The 15,044-nt window shown below is 56.1% G+C and carries 13 protein-coding genes; 5 read left to right on the top strand and 8 right to left on the bottom strand.

Annotation, left to right across the window (positions count from 1 at the left end; translation table 11 throughout):
* The first annotated feature begins 199 nt into the window (after nt 1–199).
* The 4 genes from HALTITAN_RS20145 to arcC are packed head-to-tail and all read left to right on the top strand — an operon-like array spanning nt 200 to nt 4,838.
* Nucleotides 200–1,645, top strand: a complete 1,446-nt coding sequence (locus tag HALTITAN_RS20145) for a YfcC family protein (RefSeq protein WP_009288189.1) — start codon at nt 200–202, stop codon at nt 1,643–1,645.
* 22 nt (nt 1,646–1,667) lie between these two features.
* A complete protein-coding gene (locus HALTITAN_RS20140) occupies nt 1,668–2,897 on the top strand; it encodes an arginine deiminase (RefSeq protein WP_027960012.1) in 1,230 nt (409 codons plus the stop codon).
* 18 nt (nt 2,898–2,915) lie between these two features.
* Nucleotides 2,916–3,917 carry an ornithine carbamoyltransferase gene (argF, locus tag HALTITAN_RS20135; protein ID WP_009288187.1) on the top strand — a complete coding sequence of 334 codons (1,002 nt, stop codon included), beginning with the start codon at nt 2,916–2,918 and terminating at the stop codon, nt 3,915–3,917.
* 15 nt (nt 3,918–3,932) lie between these two features.
* Nucleotides 3,933–4,838: a carbamate kinase gene (arcC, locus tag HALTITAN_RS20130; RefSeq protein ID WP_009288186.1), complete on the top strand. Its 906-nt coding sequence runs from the start codon at nt 3,933–3,935 to the stop codon at nt 4,836–4,838.
* 157 nt (nt 4,839–4,995) lie between these two features.
* Here the strand turns inward: arcC and astB are convergent, their stop codons facing one another.
* The 5 genes from astB to HALTITAN_RS20105 are packed head-to-tail and all read right to left on the bottom strand — an operon-like array spanning nt 4,996 to nt 11,215.
* Nucleotides 4,996–6,363 carry an N-succinylarginine dihydrolase gene (gene astB, locus HALTITAN_RS20125; RefSeq protein ID WP_009288185.1) on the bottom strand — a complete coding sequence of 456 codons (1,368 nt, stop codon included), beginning with the start codon at nt 6,361–6,363 and terminating at the stop codon, nt 4,996–4,998.
* Nucleotides 6,360–7,832 carry a succinylglutamate-semialdehyde dehydrogenase gene (astD, locus tag HALTITAN_RS20120; RefSeq protein WP_039860250.1) on the bottom strand — a complete coding sequence of 491 codons (1,473 nt, stop codon included), beginning with the start codon at nt 7,830–7,832 and terminating at the stop codon, nt 6,360–6,362. The genes astB and astD overlap by 4 nt, the downstream gene beginning before the upstream one ends.
* A 22-nt stretch (nt 7,833–7,854) precedes the next feature.
* Nucleotides 7,855–8,886 carry an arginine N-succinyltransferase gene (gene astA, locus HALTITAN_RS20115; RefSeq protein WP_039860248.1) on the bottom strand — a complete coding sequence of 344 codons (1,032 nt, stop codon included), beginning with the start codon at nt 8,884–8,886 and terminating at the stop codon, nt 7,855–7,857.
* Entirely contained in the window at nt 8,886–9,950 is a 1,065-nt protein-coding gene (locus tag HALTITAN_RS20110; RefSeq protein WP_039860247.1) for an arginine N-succinyltransferase, read from the bottom strand. The genes astA and HALTITAN_RS20110 overlap by 1 nt, the downstream gene beginning before the upstream one ends.
* 50 nt (nt 9,951–10,000) lie before the next feature.
* A complete protein-coding gene (locus HALTITAN_RS20105; protein ID WP_009288183.1) occupies nt 10,001–11,215 on the bottom strand; it encodes an aspartate aminotransferase family protein in 1,215 nt (404 codons plus the stop codon).
* A gap of 233 nt (nt 11,216–11,448) precedes the next feature.
* On the opposite strand from HALTITAN_RS20105, the gene HALTITAN_RS20100 reads away from it, so the two are divergent.
* On the top strand, nt 11,449–12,243 hold the full coding sequence (locus HALTITAN_RS20100; RefSeq protein ID WP_027960006.1) for an SDR family NAD(P)-dependent oxidoreductase: 795 nt from the start codon (nt 11,449–11,451) through the stop codon (nt 12,241–12,243).
* Between the two features lie 6 nt (nt 12,244–12,249).
* Here HALTITAN_RS20100 and HALTITAN_RS20095 read toward each other — a convergent pair whose 3' ends face one another.
* The 3 genes from HALTITAN_RS20095 to fabV all read right to left on the bottom strand — a co-directional run bounded on the left by HALTITAN_RS20095 (nt 12,250) and on the right by fabV (nt 14,888).
* The gene (locus tag HALTITAN_RS20095) at nt 12,250–13,227 is read right to left on the bottom strand and encodes a GlxA family transcriptional regulator (RefSeq protein WP_176316247.1); all 978 of its coding nucleotides are present in this window, start codon (nt 13,225–13,227) and stop codon (nt 12,250–12,252) included.
* Between the two features lie 178 nt (nt 13,228–13,405).
* On the bottom strand, nt 13,406–13,621 hold the full coding sequence (locus HALTITAN_RS20090) for a hypothetical protein (protein WP_022522490.1): 216 nt from the start codon (nt 13,619–13,621) through the stop codon (nt 13,406–13,408).
* A 55-nt stretch (nt 13,622–13,676) separates the two neighbouring features.
* Nucleotides 13,677–14,888: an enoyl-ACP reductase FabV gene (gene fabV / locus HALTITAN_RS20085; RefSeq protein WP_009288181.1), complete on the bottom strand. Its 1,212-nt coding sequence runs from the start codon at nt 14,886–14,888 to the stop codon at nt 13,677–13,679.
* Nucleotides 14,889–15,044: the final 156 nt, after the last annotated feature.

Below are 15,044 nucleotides of genomic sequence, written 5' to 3'. Positions count from 1 at the left end.
TCTTCAGAACATACCAAAGCTCAAAATCTGCATTACCAGTTACAGCAGCAAGCACGGCTCGACCAATTAAATTTTTCGCCATTTATTAGCTGCATCTGCATGCACTTTTGCGTGATTGATCTAAATCAATTCAAGCCATTGTAATGGGACTACACTGAATATAGTTGATTGCTCCTTAACCATAGGTCGGAGACAACGCATGTCAGATGAAAAGCTCACTCCATCAAAGCCTGAAGAGGATCTAGCGACACGGTTCCCTACAGCCTACTCAATTCTCTTCCTGCTAATTATTCTTGTAGCGGCGCTGACCTGGATCATTCCTGCCGGGCAATACGAACGTACGATGAACGAAGAGGTCGGACGCGAAATTGCAGTACCTGGCACCTATGTAACGGTTGATTCAAACCCTCAAGGTTTTGTGGACATCATGCTGGCCCCCACGGCGGGTTTCTATGATCCCGACAGCTATGCCGCCAATGCCATCGACGTTGCCTTATTTGTGCTGTTTTTGGGTGGCTTCTTAGGCGTTATCAATGCTACCGGCGCAATCGACACGGGGATACGTAACGTGATGCATCGGCTGGAAGGCCGAGAGATCTGGATGATCCCCATCCTGATGACGCTGTTTGCCCTTGGAGGCACCACCTACGGCATGGCAGAAGAGACTCTGGCCTTCTATGCCATTCTAATCCCCATCATCATCGCTGCTGGCTATGATGCGATCACAGGAGTCGCCGTGATTCTGATCGGCGCTGGTATTGGTGTGCTGGGCTCCACCATCAACCCCTTCGCTACTGTCATTGCCTCTAACGCAGCGGATATTCCTTTTACAGATGGAATTGTACTTCGGCTGGTGCTGCTGATTGGCGGGCTGGTGATTTGTTCAGTCTACGTGATGCGCTACGCCAAACGCATTAAGTTGGATCCTGCTCGCTCCGTTGTGGCCAGACAACAGAATGCACACCGCAAACTCTTTCTACAGGGACACGACGAGCTGGAAAATTTTGATCTTTCAGGCACTCAGAAAATTACCCTTGTTATTTTTGCTCTGACCTTCATTGCGATGATTTGGGGCGTCTCGTCCCAAGGCTGGTGGATGGCTAGGATGGGCGCACTTTTCTTTGGTTCCGCCATTGTGATCGGCATCATCGCTCGGCTGGGCGAGAAAAAGCTGACCAGTAGTTTTGTCGACGGCGCCCGCGATCTGCTCGGCGTAGCCCTGGTCGTTGGTCTGGCACGCGGCATCGTGGTGATCATGGAACAAGGCATGATTGCCGATACCATCTTGCATAGCGCCGAAAGTACATTAGGTGGATTGCCTGAACTAACCTTTATCAATTTGATGTTCTGGATCGAGGTAGGAATGAGTTTCTTCGTACCCTCCTCATCCGGACTTGCCGTACTATCCATGCCTATTTTAGCGCCCTTGGGCGACTTTGCTGACGTGGGACGTGACTTGGTGGTAACTGCTTACCAATCAGCCAACGGCCTGGTTAATCTGATAAACCCGACCTTTGCCGTAGTGGTCGGTGGCCTAGCGATAGGCCGTATCTCTTATGACCGTTGGCTAGTATTTATCTGGCCTCTCCTTCTTATTTTGACTGTTTTTATCAGTGCAGTTATTAGCATTGGTGCATTTCTATAACCAGGGCAAAGGAGTATGCGACATGTCAGAACACACTTTGGGCGTTCACTCGGAAACTGGGACTTTACGGCAAGTTATCGTCTGCCGCCCTGGGCTAGCCCATAGAAGACTGACTCCCTCCAACTGCGATGCGTTATTGTTCGACGATGTCTTCTGGGTCAAGCAGGCACAGAAAGACCATGACGTATTCGCCGAGGTAATGCGTGAACGGGGTGTGGAGGTTCTGGACGTTAACGACCTGCTGGCGACAACGCTTGATATTCCCGAAGCACGTACCTGGGTTCTAGACCACCGTATTACCTGGAATCATATCGGGGTAGGCATGGTATCCGACCTTCGCGCATGGATGAACGAACTGCCGGGTAATACGCTGGCGAAATTTCTCATTGGTGGTTTGGAAGTAGGAGACCTGCCTTTCGACCCTTCAGGGCTGTTCGGTAACCATCTGGGGCCTCACGGCTTTGTGCTGCCGCCACTGCCCAACTTACTGTTCACCCGGGATAACAGCGCCTGGATTTATGACGGTGTCACCCTGAACCCTATGTACTGGGCTGCGCGCAAACCAGAGACGCTGCTAATGAGCGCGATCTACCGTTTCCATCCGAAGTTTGCCGGCAAGGTGAACGTGCATTGGGGCGACCCGCTTGAAGATCATGCGCTGGCGACCCTGGAAGGAGGGGACATCATGCCGGTGGGTAATGGTGTCGTGCTGGTGGGGATGGGGGAACGATCCTCCCCGCAAGCCATTGGCCAGCTGGCCAAGACGCTTTTTGCTAACGGCACTGCAGAACGGATAATTGCCTGCCAGATTCCCAAGACCCGTTCTGCCATGCACCTGGATACCGTGTTTACCTTCTGTGGCGGCAATGTAGTGACCACTTTCAAGGAAGTCGCAGATGAAATGGTTTGCTACGACCTGCGTCCGGGGGAAGGCAGCAAGCACCTGTCGTTCTTCCAGGACAGCCGCCCGCTGTTTGATGTTGTTGCCGATGTACTTGGTTACCCGTCCCTGGAAGTGGTCGCCACGGGTGGCGATACCCCTGCCGAACGGGAGCGAGAACAATGGAACGATGGCAATAACGTGCTAGCACTGAGTCCGGGGGTCGTCATCGGTTATGACCGCAACGACGATACCAATGCTGCGCTGGAGGCAGCCGGCATAGAGGTACTGGCCATACCCGGAGCGGAGTTGGGCCGGGGCCGGGGCGGCGGGCGTTGCATGAGCTGCCCGACAATACGAGATACAGTCTGACAAGGAAGGAGCAGAACCATGGCTTTCAATCTCAAGAACCGGCACTTCCTGACCCTGAGGGACTTTACGCCCCGAGAGATCAGTTTTTTGCTCAAGCTTTCCACCGACCTGAAAACAGCCAAGTACGCTGGCACCGAAGTACCGCAGTTGCAGGGCAAGGACATAGCGCTAATCTTTGAAAAGAACTCCACCCGAACCCGGGTAGGCTTTGAGGTTGCAGCGTTTGATCAGTGCGCCCGAGTAACCTATCTGGGCCCGACGGGCACCCATATCGGCCACAAGGAATCCGTCAAGGATACCGCCCGTGTGCTCGGCCGCGTTTACGATGCCATCGAATACCGGGGGTTCGGCCAGACGGTGGTTGAGGAGCTGGCACAATATGCCGGCGTGCCGGTTTACAATGGGCTGACCAATGAATTCCACCCTACACAGATCCTCGCAGACTTCCTGACCATGCAGGAAAATGTGGAAAAGCCGCTGCGGGATGTTGCCTTTGTATTTATCGGGGACGCTGCGAATAACATGGGCGACAGCCTGCTGATCGGCGGCGCCATGATGGGAATGGATGTGCGCTTGTGTGCGCCCAAGGCCTGTTGGCCCAGCGAGGCTATTCAGAATGAAGCACAGACCATTGCCAGTGAGACCGGCGCACGAATCATGATCACGGAAGACATCGATGCTGCGGTGGCAGGCGTGGATTTTGTCTACACCGATGTGTGGGTGTCCATGGGTGAGCCGAAGGAAAAGTGGGCAGAGCGAATCAAACTGTTGCAGCCCTACCAGGTCAATGCTGCCCTGATGGAGAAAACCGGCAACCCCCGCGTAAGGTTCATGCATTGTCTGCCGGCCTTCCATAACACCGAGACCACCATAGGCAAGGAAATACAGGCCGAGTTCGGCATCGATGCCATGGAAGTCACCGACGATGTCTTTGAAAGTCCCGCCTCTATCGTATTTGATCAGGCGGAGAACCGAATGCACACCATTAAGGCGGTGCTCGTCGCCACTCTTGGAAACTGATTCGAGGAGCATGACATGCTTGTAGTAGCAGCTCTGGGAGGCAATGCCCTGTTGCGGCGAGGGGAGCCCCTGACCGCCGAGGCCCAGCGCGCCAACGTGAAAATTGCCGCCGAATCATTGGCCGAAATCATCCGCGCCGGCCACCAGCTGGTAGTCACTCACGGCAATGGCCCCCAGGTAGGCTTACTGGCGCTTCAGGGCGCTGCCTATAAGCCGGACGAAGCTTATCCGCTGGATGTACTGGGCGCTGAAACAGAAGGTATGATCGGCTACATCATCGAGCAGGAACTGGAAAACGCCCTGGACCATAACAGACCTGTGGCCACCCTACTTACCCAGGTTCTGGTCGACAAGAATGACCCCGCCTTCAGCAATCCCACCAAGTTTGTCGGGCCAGTTTACGAAAGGGAAGAAGCCGAGACCAAAGCCGAAGCCGCCGGTTGGCACATCGCTCAGGATGGTGACAAGTGGCGGCGGGTAGTGCCTTCGCCCAAGCCCTTGGAGATACCCGACATGAGGGTGCTCCAGCTGCTGCTGGAACAGGGCGTTGTGGTGATCTGCGCCGGAGGCGGTGGCATCCCCATTCTTCGCCGAGAGAACGGCAGCATGATCGGCATCGAAGCCGTGATCGATAAAGACGCCGCCAGCGCACTTCTGGCCAGCCAGCTGGGCGCAGATGCCTTGCTCCTTCTCACTGACGTGGACGCCATCTACCGTGACTTCGGTAAGGACACCGCTGCACCTATCCATAAATTAACGCTGGATGAAGCTCGCAAGCTGGACCTGCCGGCTGGTTCTATGGGGCCAAAAATGGACGCCGCGTGCAATTTCGCTGAAAGCGGAGGCATCAGTGGTATCGGCCGTCTAGAGGATGCACTAGATATTCTTAAACTACGGGCGGGCACTTGTGTTGCTAGCTAACGCTTTTTACTGCTTATTGCAGACTTAATGAGGACGTGTACCTACCGAAGGACGCCTTCATCAGTTGTCACAGCCTCCGCCTTATAAAACCAATAGAGGTAAGCCACCAAGTCTGATGGCTCTTTTGATTCTCTCTTTACTCTGTTTAATCAATCCCCTACCCCAACTGAAACGGGTAGACCGAACCAATCTGCAGTAACTGCGTCAGTTCATCCAGTGCAACAAGCGACTCTTCCGCCAGCTGTGGATCGGCCAAATCGTCCGGGGCGAGGCGAACGCGGTAGTGGCGTTCCACCCACGCGGTCAGGTCAGTGTACAGTGCATTGGTGAGCAGCACGCGGCCAGAGAGCGCTGCACGTTCGGCCTCCGTTAGCACCACGCGCAGGCGCAGGCAAGCGGGGCCACCACCGTTGCGCATGCTCTGCTTGACGTCTTTGACGATCACCTCACTGATCGGATTATTGCCCGCCAGTAGATAATCCTGAATGGTGCGCCATACCGCCTCGCGCTCCTGGCATTCGCCGGGCACTACCAGCGTCATGGTGCCATCCGGGTTGGAGAGCAGCTGCGAATTAAATAGATACGAGGCTACCGCATCCTCCATGCTTACCGCTTCCAAGGGCACGCGCACGGGAATCAGCGGGCTGGCCATTTTGGCGCGCAGCTCATCGAGCGTGCCTTCTTCATCCAGAAAGGCCATTTCGTGGTAGAGCAGCACGGGGCCGTTGCCCACAGCAATGACGTCATTATGGAAGACGCCCGCGTCGATGGCGTCCGGGTGCTGCTGGGCAAATACCGTTTGCGCCTCTGTTAACCCATGTTGGCGGGCCACCGCCTGACTGGCTTCCAGGGTTTGCCTGGCCGGATAGTGCTTGGGTTCTCGCTCACCGCTACGCACGTCACCAAACGCCTGACGGCCATAGACAAATAGGTGAACGCCCGGCTCGCCGTACTCACAACATAAACGGGTGTGATTAGCCGCCCCTTCGTCAGAAAAGGCAGGCGTTGCAGGCAGCACCGGATGGTGGGCGAAGTGCTGCTCGTCGCGGAAAATTGCCTGCAGCACGCGACCGGTGGTTTGCGGTTCTAAATAGCGGTGAAAGCTGGATTGTAGATTCGCTGGCGTGAAATGTACCCGACTATCCGGTACATCAATGCTGGGAGTAATAGTGCCCGCGTTAGCCGTCCACATACTGGACGCCGAGCACACCGCCCGAAGCAGTTGCGGCGCTTCTTTAGAAGCACGAGCCAGCACCTCACCATTACTACCGCTAAAACCTAAATCGCGCAGTGCGCCAATATCGGGGCGCTGTTGGGGTGGCAGAACGCCCTGGGCATAGCCCGCGTCCATCAGCGACTTCATCTTAAGCAGCCCCTGCAGCGCGCCCTCCTTGGGATTGGAGACTAAGCCGCCGTGACTCATGGACGCGACATTGCCCACGGCCAACCCAGAGTAGTTATGGGTTGGGCCGACTAGGCCGTCAAAATTGACTTCCCTAACGCTGCTGAGATCGGCGGCACTCACAGGCTCACTCCCGGCGGCAGGGTCTCGGGCATCTCCAGGCTGTCAGCTTCCATGGAGGCGACTGGGTAGGCGCAGTAATCCGCCGCGTAAAACGCGCTGGGACGGTGGTTGCCGCTGTCACCCACACCACCAAAAGGTGCATCGCCGGATGCACCGGTGGTTTGGCGGTTCCAGTTGACGATTCCGGCACGAATACGCAGCAGGAAGTCATCCCAATCGGCTCGATCGCCGCCAATTAAACCGGCGGAGAGCCCGTAGCGGGTGTTATTGGCAAGCTGTAGCGCTTCATCCCAATCGCGATAGCGGTGGATTTTCAGCAGCGGGCCGAAGTGCTCCTCGTCCGGCACGTCAAGACCGGTCACATCAATTAGCGCGGGACTTAACAGGCTGGTGTTCTCTTTCTGGCGCTTCATACGATTGATCACCGTACCGCCCATGGCCTCCAGCTCCTCTTGGGCCTTGAGCAGGCCGTCCGCCGCCGCTACGCTGACCAAACCGCCATAGAACGGCGCAGGATTTTCTTCGAACTGGCCCGCCACGTGTAACTTGGCGATCGCCTCAGAAAGCGCATCGATCAATCGATCGCCTACTGCACCCTCCGGCACCATTAAGCGCCGCGCGCAGGTGCAGCGCTGGCCGCCGGAGAGGTACGCCGACTGCAGAATGGTCAATACCGCGGCACGCTCGTCGTCGACATCCTTCACTACCAGGGGGTTATTGCCGCCTAGTTCCAGCGCCAGAATTTTATCCAGTTGTCCGGCAAACTGCTGGTGCAGCATACCGCCCACTTTGGCGCTACCGGTAAACAGCAGGCCATCAATATCCGGGTTACCTGCCAGTGCCTGGCCTACCGGCACACCGCCCTGCACCAGGTTAATGACGCCTGCCGGAAGCCCGGCCTCTAGCCAGCACTGTAGGGTCAAATCCGCAGTAAGCGGGGTTTGGTCGCTGGGCTTGAAGACCACACAGTTACCCGCCAATAGCGCAGGCACCATATGGCCGTTGGGCAGGTGGCCAGGGAAGTTGTAAGGGCCAAACACCGCCATCACACCATGAGGACGATGGCGCAGCACCGCATTTGCACTGCCCACCACTTTTGCCCGTTCCCCGGTGCGCTCGTTATACGCCTTAACCGACAGCGCCACCTTACCCACCATGGCACCCGCTTCGGTGCGCGCTTCCCAGAGCGGTTTACCGGTTTCAGAGGCAATCGCCACGGCTAAGTCTTCCCCGCGGTTTTTGAGCACCTCGGCAAACCGTTCGACTAGCGCCTGGCGCTCGGCAAAAGGGGTACGCGCCCAGCCGGGGAAGGCACCGCGGGCGGCCTCTACAGCGGCTGCGACCTGCTTAGTACTGGCCGTCGCTGCTTGCCATAACGGCTGTCCGGAAACGGGATCGTGCTTGCTCAACGGCTCGGCGTCGCCTGCGACCCAGGCGCCATTGATCAGTTGCTGCTGTTGGGCGTGCATAAAACTCTCCTGTAAACGTCGCCTAGGTCTCGAGTAGCCGTAGGGTATCGCCGGTGGCAACGCCTAAGCGCTTCGCTTCTTGTGCGCTCAGCACGATAGTGTTGTCATCGCTGGGGGCACGGCCTACCCAACTGGCGGTAAAGCTGAGCATATGGGTGTTGGCGGCCAGCCAGCGGCTGACACTCTCTTCTGCTGCGCTATTGGATACTTCCACTTGGCAGAGCCGTGAGTTACGGATGGCGCGCACATCGTCAATGTAAGCTTCCACCGTCGGGCCACCGTCGAAAATATCGATATAGCCTTCCCAGCGCAGCCCCTCTTTCTTAAGCATCTCCAGCGCCGGTCGGGTGTGGCGATGCACCTGACCAATACAAGCCCGCGCCTCTTCGGCCATAAAGGTGGTGTAAATGGGGAACTTGGGCATCAGCTCGCCAATAAAGCTCTTCTGCCCCAGGCCGGTTAAGCGATCCGCTTCGCTGAAATCCATGGGAAAGAAGTGCTTGCCCAGGCTCTCCCAAAAGGGGCTGGTATTGTGCTCATCAAACACCCCACGCATCTCCGCCAGCACTTTATCGGGAAAGCGATCACGAAACTGGGCAATAAACAGCCAGCGCGCTTTGGAGAGCAGCGCGCCATTGCGCAAATGTTTGTTGGCTTCGCCGCGATACTCAGGACGCAGAAACAGCGAGCATACTTCGGCATCGCCGGTGTGGTCGGAGCTTAAAAACAGCGTGTCGATAGTGCGGTGAAGATCCAGCTGAATGGATGAGTGCGCAAGGGTTCCCAGCCGATAGTTATAGAACGGCACCTCGCGCCCCACCTGCCCCTCAATGGCGCAGCAGCCCGCCAACTCGCCGCTTACTTCATCCTCTAGCACAAAGAAATAAAGCCGATCATCCACCGGAGTGCGCTCTTCAAAGGCACTGGCAGCCGCTTCAATCTTACCGGCTAGAAACTCGCGATTATCCGGCAGCGAGGTAAAGCCAACGCCCGCCTGCTGCGCAAGCGCCTGAAGCCCATCCAGATCATCACGGGCAATGGGTCGAATGCGCATTACATTTCTCCTTCATCGAGCGCGTCTACCACGGTGGGTAGCGTCAGCGGCGCAGCAAGCACCGCTCGCCCTTCCGTGACACCCAGCCGCTCAGCATGCTCCGCTGAGAGCATCAACTGGCCCGTGGGTGACAGCGCGTAGCGGGCGACGATGCAGCGAAACTCGCCCAGCTTTTGATTGGCAACCAGCGCGGGTTCAGCATCCGGCAAAGCGTGTTCAGGGCGAATGCGCACCGGGTGCCAGGCAGCACTGCGGAAGGTTTCCAACCGCTCGCGCTCGGCTTTGACAATCGGTCCGGCGTCGAAAATATCCACATGGCGCGAACGCACGAAGCCCTCCGCCAGCATCTCCTCCAACGCCTCTTCATGAACAGGGTGCTCACGACCTATCGCCGCCCGCGCCTGGGGTGTTAGCAGCGGCAAATAGAGCGGGAACTGGGGCATTACTTCGGCGATAAAGCTTTTCGAGCGCACCCCGGCAATGTGGTTAATATCCTGGAAACTGCGGGCGAAAAAGTGCCGCCCCACGCTTTCCCAGAACGGCGATTCACTGCGCGTATCCAAGTAGCCGGGAAACGCCACCGCCAGAATACGCGAAAACCGCTCGGGGTACTGGGCGATAAACATCAACCGCGCCCGGCGCAGCAGGCTCTCCGCGCTGGTGCCTTTATAACGCGGGTTAAGCGAAAAGGCGCACAGCAGGGTAGCGTCAGAAACTTCATGGGAGAGCGCTAGCGTCTGCACTTCACGACGTACGTTCAACTGCTGGGAGGCGTGAATCAGCGTTTCCTGGCGGTAGGTGTAGTAGGCCTCATTGGCACCCGCCTGGGCACGTATGGTGGCGGTACCGAGCACTTCCTCGCGTGTGTCATCGGCGAGAACAAACGTATAGTGCTCGTTTTCTGGAAACTCGACGTCACCATTAAAGGCGTCTTGAGAGCGCGCAATGCGCTCCTGAAGTCGCTCACGGTTAGCAGGCAAGTTAGTAAGCTTAGGTACTGCATGCTCGGCTAATTGCTCAAGCGCCGTGAGATCAGACGCTTTAACGGGTCGAACTACCAGCATCCTCGATGCCTCCCCTTCAGTTAACACGATTGACGCAGCCTGCTGTTCACTCATGCTGCCGCAACTAATCGCTCAATCGCGCGCTCTAAGCGGGCCATGCCCTCGGCGATATCCGCTTCAGGAATGACCAGAGAAGGCGCCATGCGCAGTACGTTCGGCCCGGCGATCAGCGCCATCAAGCCCTCTTCAATCGCCAGCGGTAGTATGTCTTTGGCACGCCCTTCATAGGCATCCGACATCTGGGCACCTATTAATAAGCCCATACCGCGAATCTCTTTAAACACGCCATGCTTGCGGTTGATAGTTTCTAAATGCTCGCGGAACAGATCGTGGCGATGCTTAACGCCTTCGAGCACCTCGGGCGTATCGATAAGCTCCACCGCCGCCAAGGCAACGGCAGATGCCAGCGCATTGCCGCCGTAAGTAGAACCGTGGGTGCCAACAACCAGCGATTTAGCCACCGAGTCGATAGCCAGCATGGCGCCAATGGGGAAACCGCCGCCCAAGGATTTGGCACTGGTAAGAATATCCGGCGTAATGCCGTAGTTCTTATAAGCGTAGAGTTCTCCGCTACGACCAACGCCGGTTTGCACTTCGTCAAAAATCAATAGCGCATTGTGCTCGTCGCAGAGATCGCGCAGCCCTTGGAGGAATTCTTGCGTGCCGGGCACGATACCGCCCTCGCCCTGCATGGGTTCAACCATAATTGCGCAGGTGTCGTCGCCAACCAGCTTGCGAACGCTATCCAGGTCATTGTAATTAGCGTGCAGAATTCCGCCCGGCACCGGCCCAAAGCCCTGGGAGTATTTGGGCTGGCCACCCACGCTGACGGTAAAGAAGGTGCGGCCATGAAAAGATTGGTAGAACGAGATGATTTTATCTTTCTGCTCACCGTGATTATCCACCGCCCAGCGGCGTGCCAGCTTAAGCGCAGCTTCGTTGGCTTCACCGCCGGAGGAGCATAAGAACACCTTATCGGCGAAGGTGCGCTCGACCAGCGTCTTGGCCAAGTTCAGCGCTGGCTCGTTGGTATATACGTTGGAAAGGTGCCACAGCTTCTCGCCCTGCTCTTTGAGCGCATTGACCAGTACTGGATGGCAATGACCAAGGGAGTTAACCGCGATCCCCCCGGCAAAGTCGATATATTCACGGCCCTGTTGATCCCACAAGCGGCTACCTTCACCACGCACGGGAATGACCTGCTGTGGTGAGTAGTTGGGCGTCATGTAGTGGTCGTAATCTTGACGGCTTGGGGTATGGCTCATGGGTCGCTAGCTCCAGTGGAGGAAAGTAGTAACAACAGTATAAGGTGGTAAAGAGTCCAAGCGCTTTCAGCAATGGGACGGCAAATTATGAATAGCGGCGTCTCGGCGTATCACTGAACCGCCTTGAAGAACTCTAAAAGAGCCCCATACTTATTAGCAAGCTATGCGGTTATTCGATGAGCTGCGTTGCATAGTGATGAGCACCGACACTCAGGATGAGAGGAGACCAGCATATGCAGATTGATCTAAGCGGCAAACACGCCATTATCACGGGTTCTACAGCGGGCATCGGTTTTGCAATTGCTCAAGGGCTCGCCAAGGCAGGCGCTGACGTGGTTATAACAGGGCGTACCCAAGCACGTGTTGATGGTGCCATCAGCGCACTTAAAAAAGACACTCCCAATGCCAAGGTAGAAGGCGTGGCGGCTGATCTCGGCACCGCTGAAGGTTGCCAAACGCTTATTAAACAGCAGCCCAGCGCGGATATCCTGATCAATAACGTAGGCATTTTCGCCCCGCAGGACTTTTTCGATGTAGATGACGCTACGTGGCAGCAATTTTTCGATATTAATATCATGAGCGCGGTGAGGCTTTCCCGTCACTACGCCCAGGGCATGCGCGAGCGCGACTGGGGCCGCATACAGTTTATCTCCAGCGAGTCGGGGATCAACATCCCTAGTGAAATGGTGCATTACGGCATGACCAAATCGGCGCTGCTCTCCGTCTCTCGCGGGCTGGCCAAAGTGCTCAGCGGCACCCAGGTCACCGTGAATGCCATTCTACCTGGGCCGACCCGTTCAGAAGGCGTGATCAAGATGATGGGGGAAATGGCGGAAAAAGAGGGCATCTCTCAGCAAGAGATGGAAGAACGCTTTGTTAAAGAGAACCGCCCCTCTTCAATTATCCAGCGCTTAGCAACACCCGAAGAAGTCGCGAGTATGAGCGTCTACGCCGCTTCTCCCCAAGCCAGTGCAACCAGCGGGGCGGCACTGCGTGTGGAAGGTGGCATTGTGGATACATTAACCTGAATCTTTCTAACCCAGGCGCTCTTCTCTCGGCGTCATGCCGAAATGGTGACGGTAGGCGGTAGAAAAGTGCGCGCCTGAGGAAAATCCCGTGGCAAACGCAATATCGCCTACCGGCCGGTCACTATCGCGAAGCTGTTTGCGCGCCTCTTGTAAGCGTAAATCCAGGTAGTAGCGACTAGGGACCGCCTGCAGATACTTCTTAAATAGCCGCTCCAACTGACGCCGAGAGATACCCAGATGTTCGGCCAGTTCCAGGGTCGAGAGTGGCTCCTCAATATTGGCTTCCATAAGCGTGACAGCCTCCACCAGACTTTGCGGCGCATGCCCCAGGCGGCTACGCAGCGGCACATGCTGGCGCTCATCTGCCAAGCGGATGCGGTCGCAGACAAACTGCTCAGACACCTGCTCCGCCAAGCGCGCACCGTGATGCTGGCCAATCAGCGTGAGCATCAAATCCATGGCCGCGGTTCCCCCCGCGCAGGTCAGCCTGTCGCGATCAATTTCAAACAGCTGTTGAGAAAGCGTCACTTGCGGATAGGCTTGAGCAAAGGCCTCAAAACGCTGCCAGGGCAGCGTCGCACGATAGCCTTCAAGCAACCCACAGCGTGCCAACACTTCAGTGCCCCCTGCCAACCCACCCAGTGCCACACCACGCCCCTGGTGCCCACGGAGCCACTCATTCAACTTTGCAGGAAGCGTATAGGGCAGCGGTGTTGGTGCGCATATCAACAGCAGGTCAAGCGGGCCTAATGCGGTACTTAGTGCGTGCTGAGCAATGAGCGAAAGCTGAGCACCACTGCGCACGGGCTCGTCATTGAGACTTAATGTGACGGTGTGGTAAAGCATCTGCCCACTCAGCTGGTTAGCCATTTGTAGCGGTTCCAGTGCGCTGGCGTGGGTCAATAACGAAAAACCTGGCAGCAGCAAAAAGGCCACCCGCCGACGCGGTAGCGCTGCCGGTGAGGCTAACGGGTTGGGCTGCATGATAACTGATTGAGTTGCATGAAAAGATGCATGAAAGACCGCCATCGACATAGATAAACGATCATCTTACCCAATTGCGTAGAGGATGGCAGCGTTATGACCACTGCAACAAAAACGTGACGCATGAATGCAAATTGCCGGGCGCAAGGCCCGGCAAAAAAGAGAGAATGGTTAAGTACTAATTACCGCGGTTAATAATGCCTAACACGACGATACTAACCACAATCACGCCGACAATGATCACCACTATCGGGAGTAGCTTATACAGCCCGCCTGGCCGCTTCTTGGCTTCAGGCTGTAGATGAGGTTTTGAGGTTTCATAATCCTCAGGTATCCGCTCATTGATAATATGCTGCTTCTCTTCTTCCGGGGTTTTGCTTTCCCTAGTGTCCATAAACACCTCCCGCGTTCCGGTCGAATTGGGCGGCGCTACCGCCTCTGTGAATGGCTTACAGATTCACGACATCAAACGTAACCTCTGGATTGACGTCGGCATCGTAATCGACATCGTCACGCTCAAAGCCAAACAGCTTCAAGAACTCGTGCTTATAACCAGCATAGTCGGTAATCTCGAATAAGTTTTCAGTCGTCACTTCAGGCCAAAGATCCTGGCACGCTTGCTGAACGTCATCGCGCAACTCCCAGTCATCCAAACGCAGGCGCCCTACCTCATCAGTTACCATTTCACCGCGCTTGCCTTGGGCTGAGTAGAGCTGCTCACCGAATAGACGGTTCAATTGATCGATTGTGCCTTCGTGCAGACCCTGCTCTTTCATGATGCGGTAGACCATGGCGATATACAGCGGCATTACCGGAATGGCCGCGCTCGCTTGGGTGACCACCGACTTGAGTACCGCCACATTGGCACCGCCACCGGTCTCTTTCAGCTTGGCGTCGATAGCCGCGGCAGCGCGGTCAAGGTCTTCCTTGGCTTTACCCAGCGCACCGTGCCAGTAGATCGGCCAAGTGATTTCAGTGCCGATATAGCTAAACGCCACGCTACGCGCACCTTTTGCCAGCACACCTGCTTGGTCAAGTGCTTCCATCCACAGTTCCCAATCTTCGCCACCCATTACCGTAATGGTGTCGTCGATTTCCTGCTGGGTGGCTGGCTCTACTTCTGCTTCGATAATCGCGTCTTTATTGGTATCGATAGCAGTAGCGCGGTAGGTTTCGCCAATTGGCTTGAGGCTCGAGCGCTTAAGTTCGCCGCTATCCGGCAGCTTACGCACGGGCGACGCCAGCGAGTACACCACCAGATCGATCTCGCCCATGTCCTGCTTGATCAGTTCAATGGCTTTTTCCCGCGCTTCATGGGAGAACGCATCGCCGTTAATCGATTTGCTGTACAGCCCTTCCTGCTTGGCAAACTTATCGAAGGCGGCACTGTTGTACCAGCCTGCGGTGCCGGGTTTCTTATCGGTGGCAGGCTTTTCAAAGAAAACGCCCAGGGTATCGGCGCCGTAGCCAAAAGCTGCGGTAATACGGGCTGCCAACCCATAGCCACTTGAAGCCCCAATGACGAGTACTTTTTTTGGGCCAGCCTGCTTATCCAAACCGCGAGCACGGGTCGCTTCAATCTGTTCGCGAACGTTCTGCTCGCAGCCGATGGGATGAGTAGTGGTACAAATAAAGCCGCGTACTTTGGGTTTAATAATCACAGAGAACCTCTTTATCGGATTGATTTAGCTTTTAATATCGTAACTGGCAACATCATAACTAGCGACACCGTTTTGCCATAGCTTTTGGCATAGTTTGTGGCATAGCAGTGTCATGACTCATAGAGGCTATTCTAGCTGCCTCCGTGCGCTCTGTCC

The organism is Vreelandella titanicae BH1, from assembly GCF_000336575.1.
GTDB classification, from domain to species: Bacteria; Pseudomonadota; Gammaproteobacteria; order Pseudomonadales; family Halomonadaceae; genus Vreelandella; species Vreelandella titanicae.
The sequence above is the reverse complement of the archived record's forward strand: the minus strand, read 5'-3'. Positions and strand labels throughout refer to the sequence as shown.

What these genes read in the sequence shown, in the direction of transcription:
- astA (WP_039860248.1), bottom strand. Translation starts at nt 8,886, where the DNA reads ATGCGCATTCGACCCATTGCCCGTGATGATCTGGATGGGCTTCAGGCG.
- arcC (WP_009288186.1), top strand. Translation starts at nt 3,933, where the DNA reads ATGCTTGTAGTAGCAGCTCTGGGAGGCAATGCCCTGTTGCGGCGAGGG.
- HALTITAN_RS20090 (WP_022522490.1), bottom strand. Translation starts at nt 13,621, where the DNA reads ATGGACACTAGGGAAAGCAAAACCCCGGAAGAAGAGAAGCAGCATATT.
- HALTITAN_RS20110 (WP_039860247.1), bottom strand. Translation starts at nt 9,950, where the DNA reads ATGCTGGTAGTTCGACCCGTTAAAGCGTCTGATCTCACGGCGCTTGAG.
- HALTITAN_RS20100 (WP_027960006.1), top strand. Translation starts at nt 11,449, where the DNA reads ATGCAGATTGATCTAAGCGGCAAACACGCCATTATCACGGGTTCTACA.
- HALTITAN_RS20095 (WP_176316247.1), bottom strand. Translation starts at nt 13,227, where the DNA reads ATGCAGCCCAACCCGTTAGCCTCACCGGCAGCGCTACCGCGTCGGCGG.
- argF (WP_009288187.1), top strand. Translation starts at nt 2,916, where the DNA reads ATGGCTTTCAATCTCAAGAACCGGCACTTCCTGACCCTGAGGGACTTT.
- astD (WP_039860250.1), bottom strand. Translation starts at nt 7,832, where the DNA reads ATGCACGCCCAACAGCAGCAACTGATCAATGGCGCCTGGGTCGCAGGC.
- HALTITAN_RS20140 (WP_027960012.1), top strand. Translation starts at nt 1,668, where the DNA reads ATGTCAGAACACACTTTGGGCGTTCACTCGGAAACTGGGACTTTACGG.
- HALTITAN_RS20145 (WP_009288189.1), top strand. Translation starts at nt 200, where the DNA reads ATGTCAGATGAAAAGCTCACTCCATCAAAGCCTGAAGAGGATCTAGCG.
- HALTITAN_RS20105 (WP_009288183.1), bottom strand. Translation starts at nt 11,215, where the DNA reads ATGAGCCATACCCCAAGCCGTCAAGATTACGACCACTACATGACGCCC.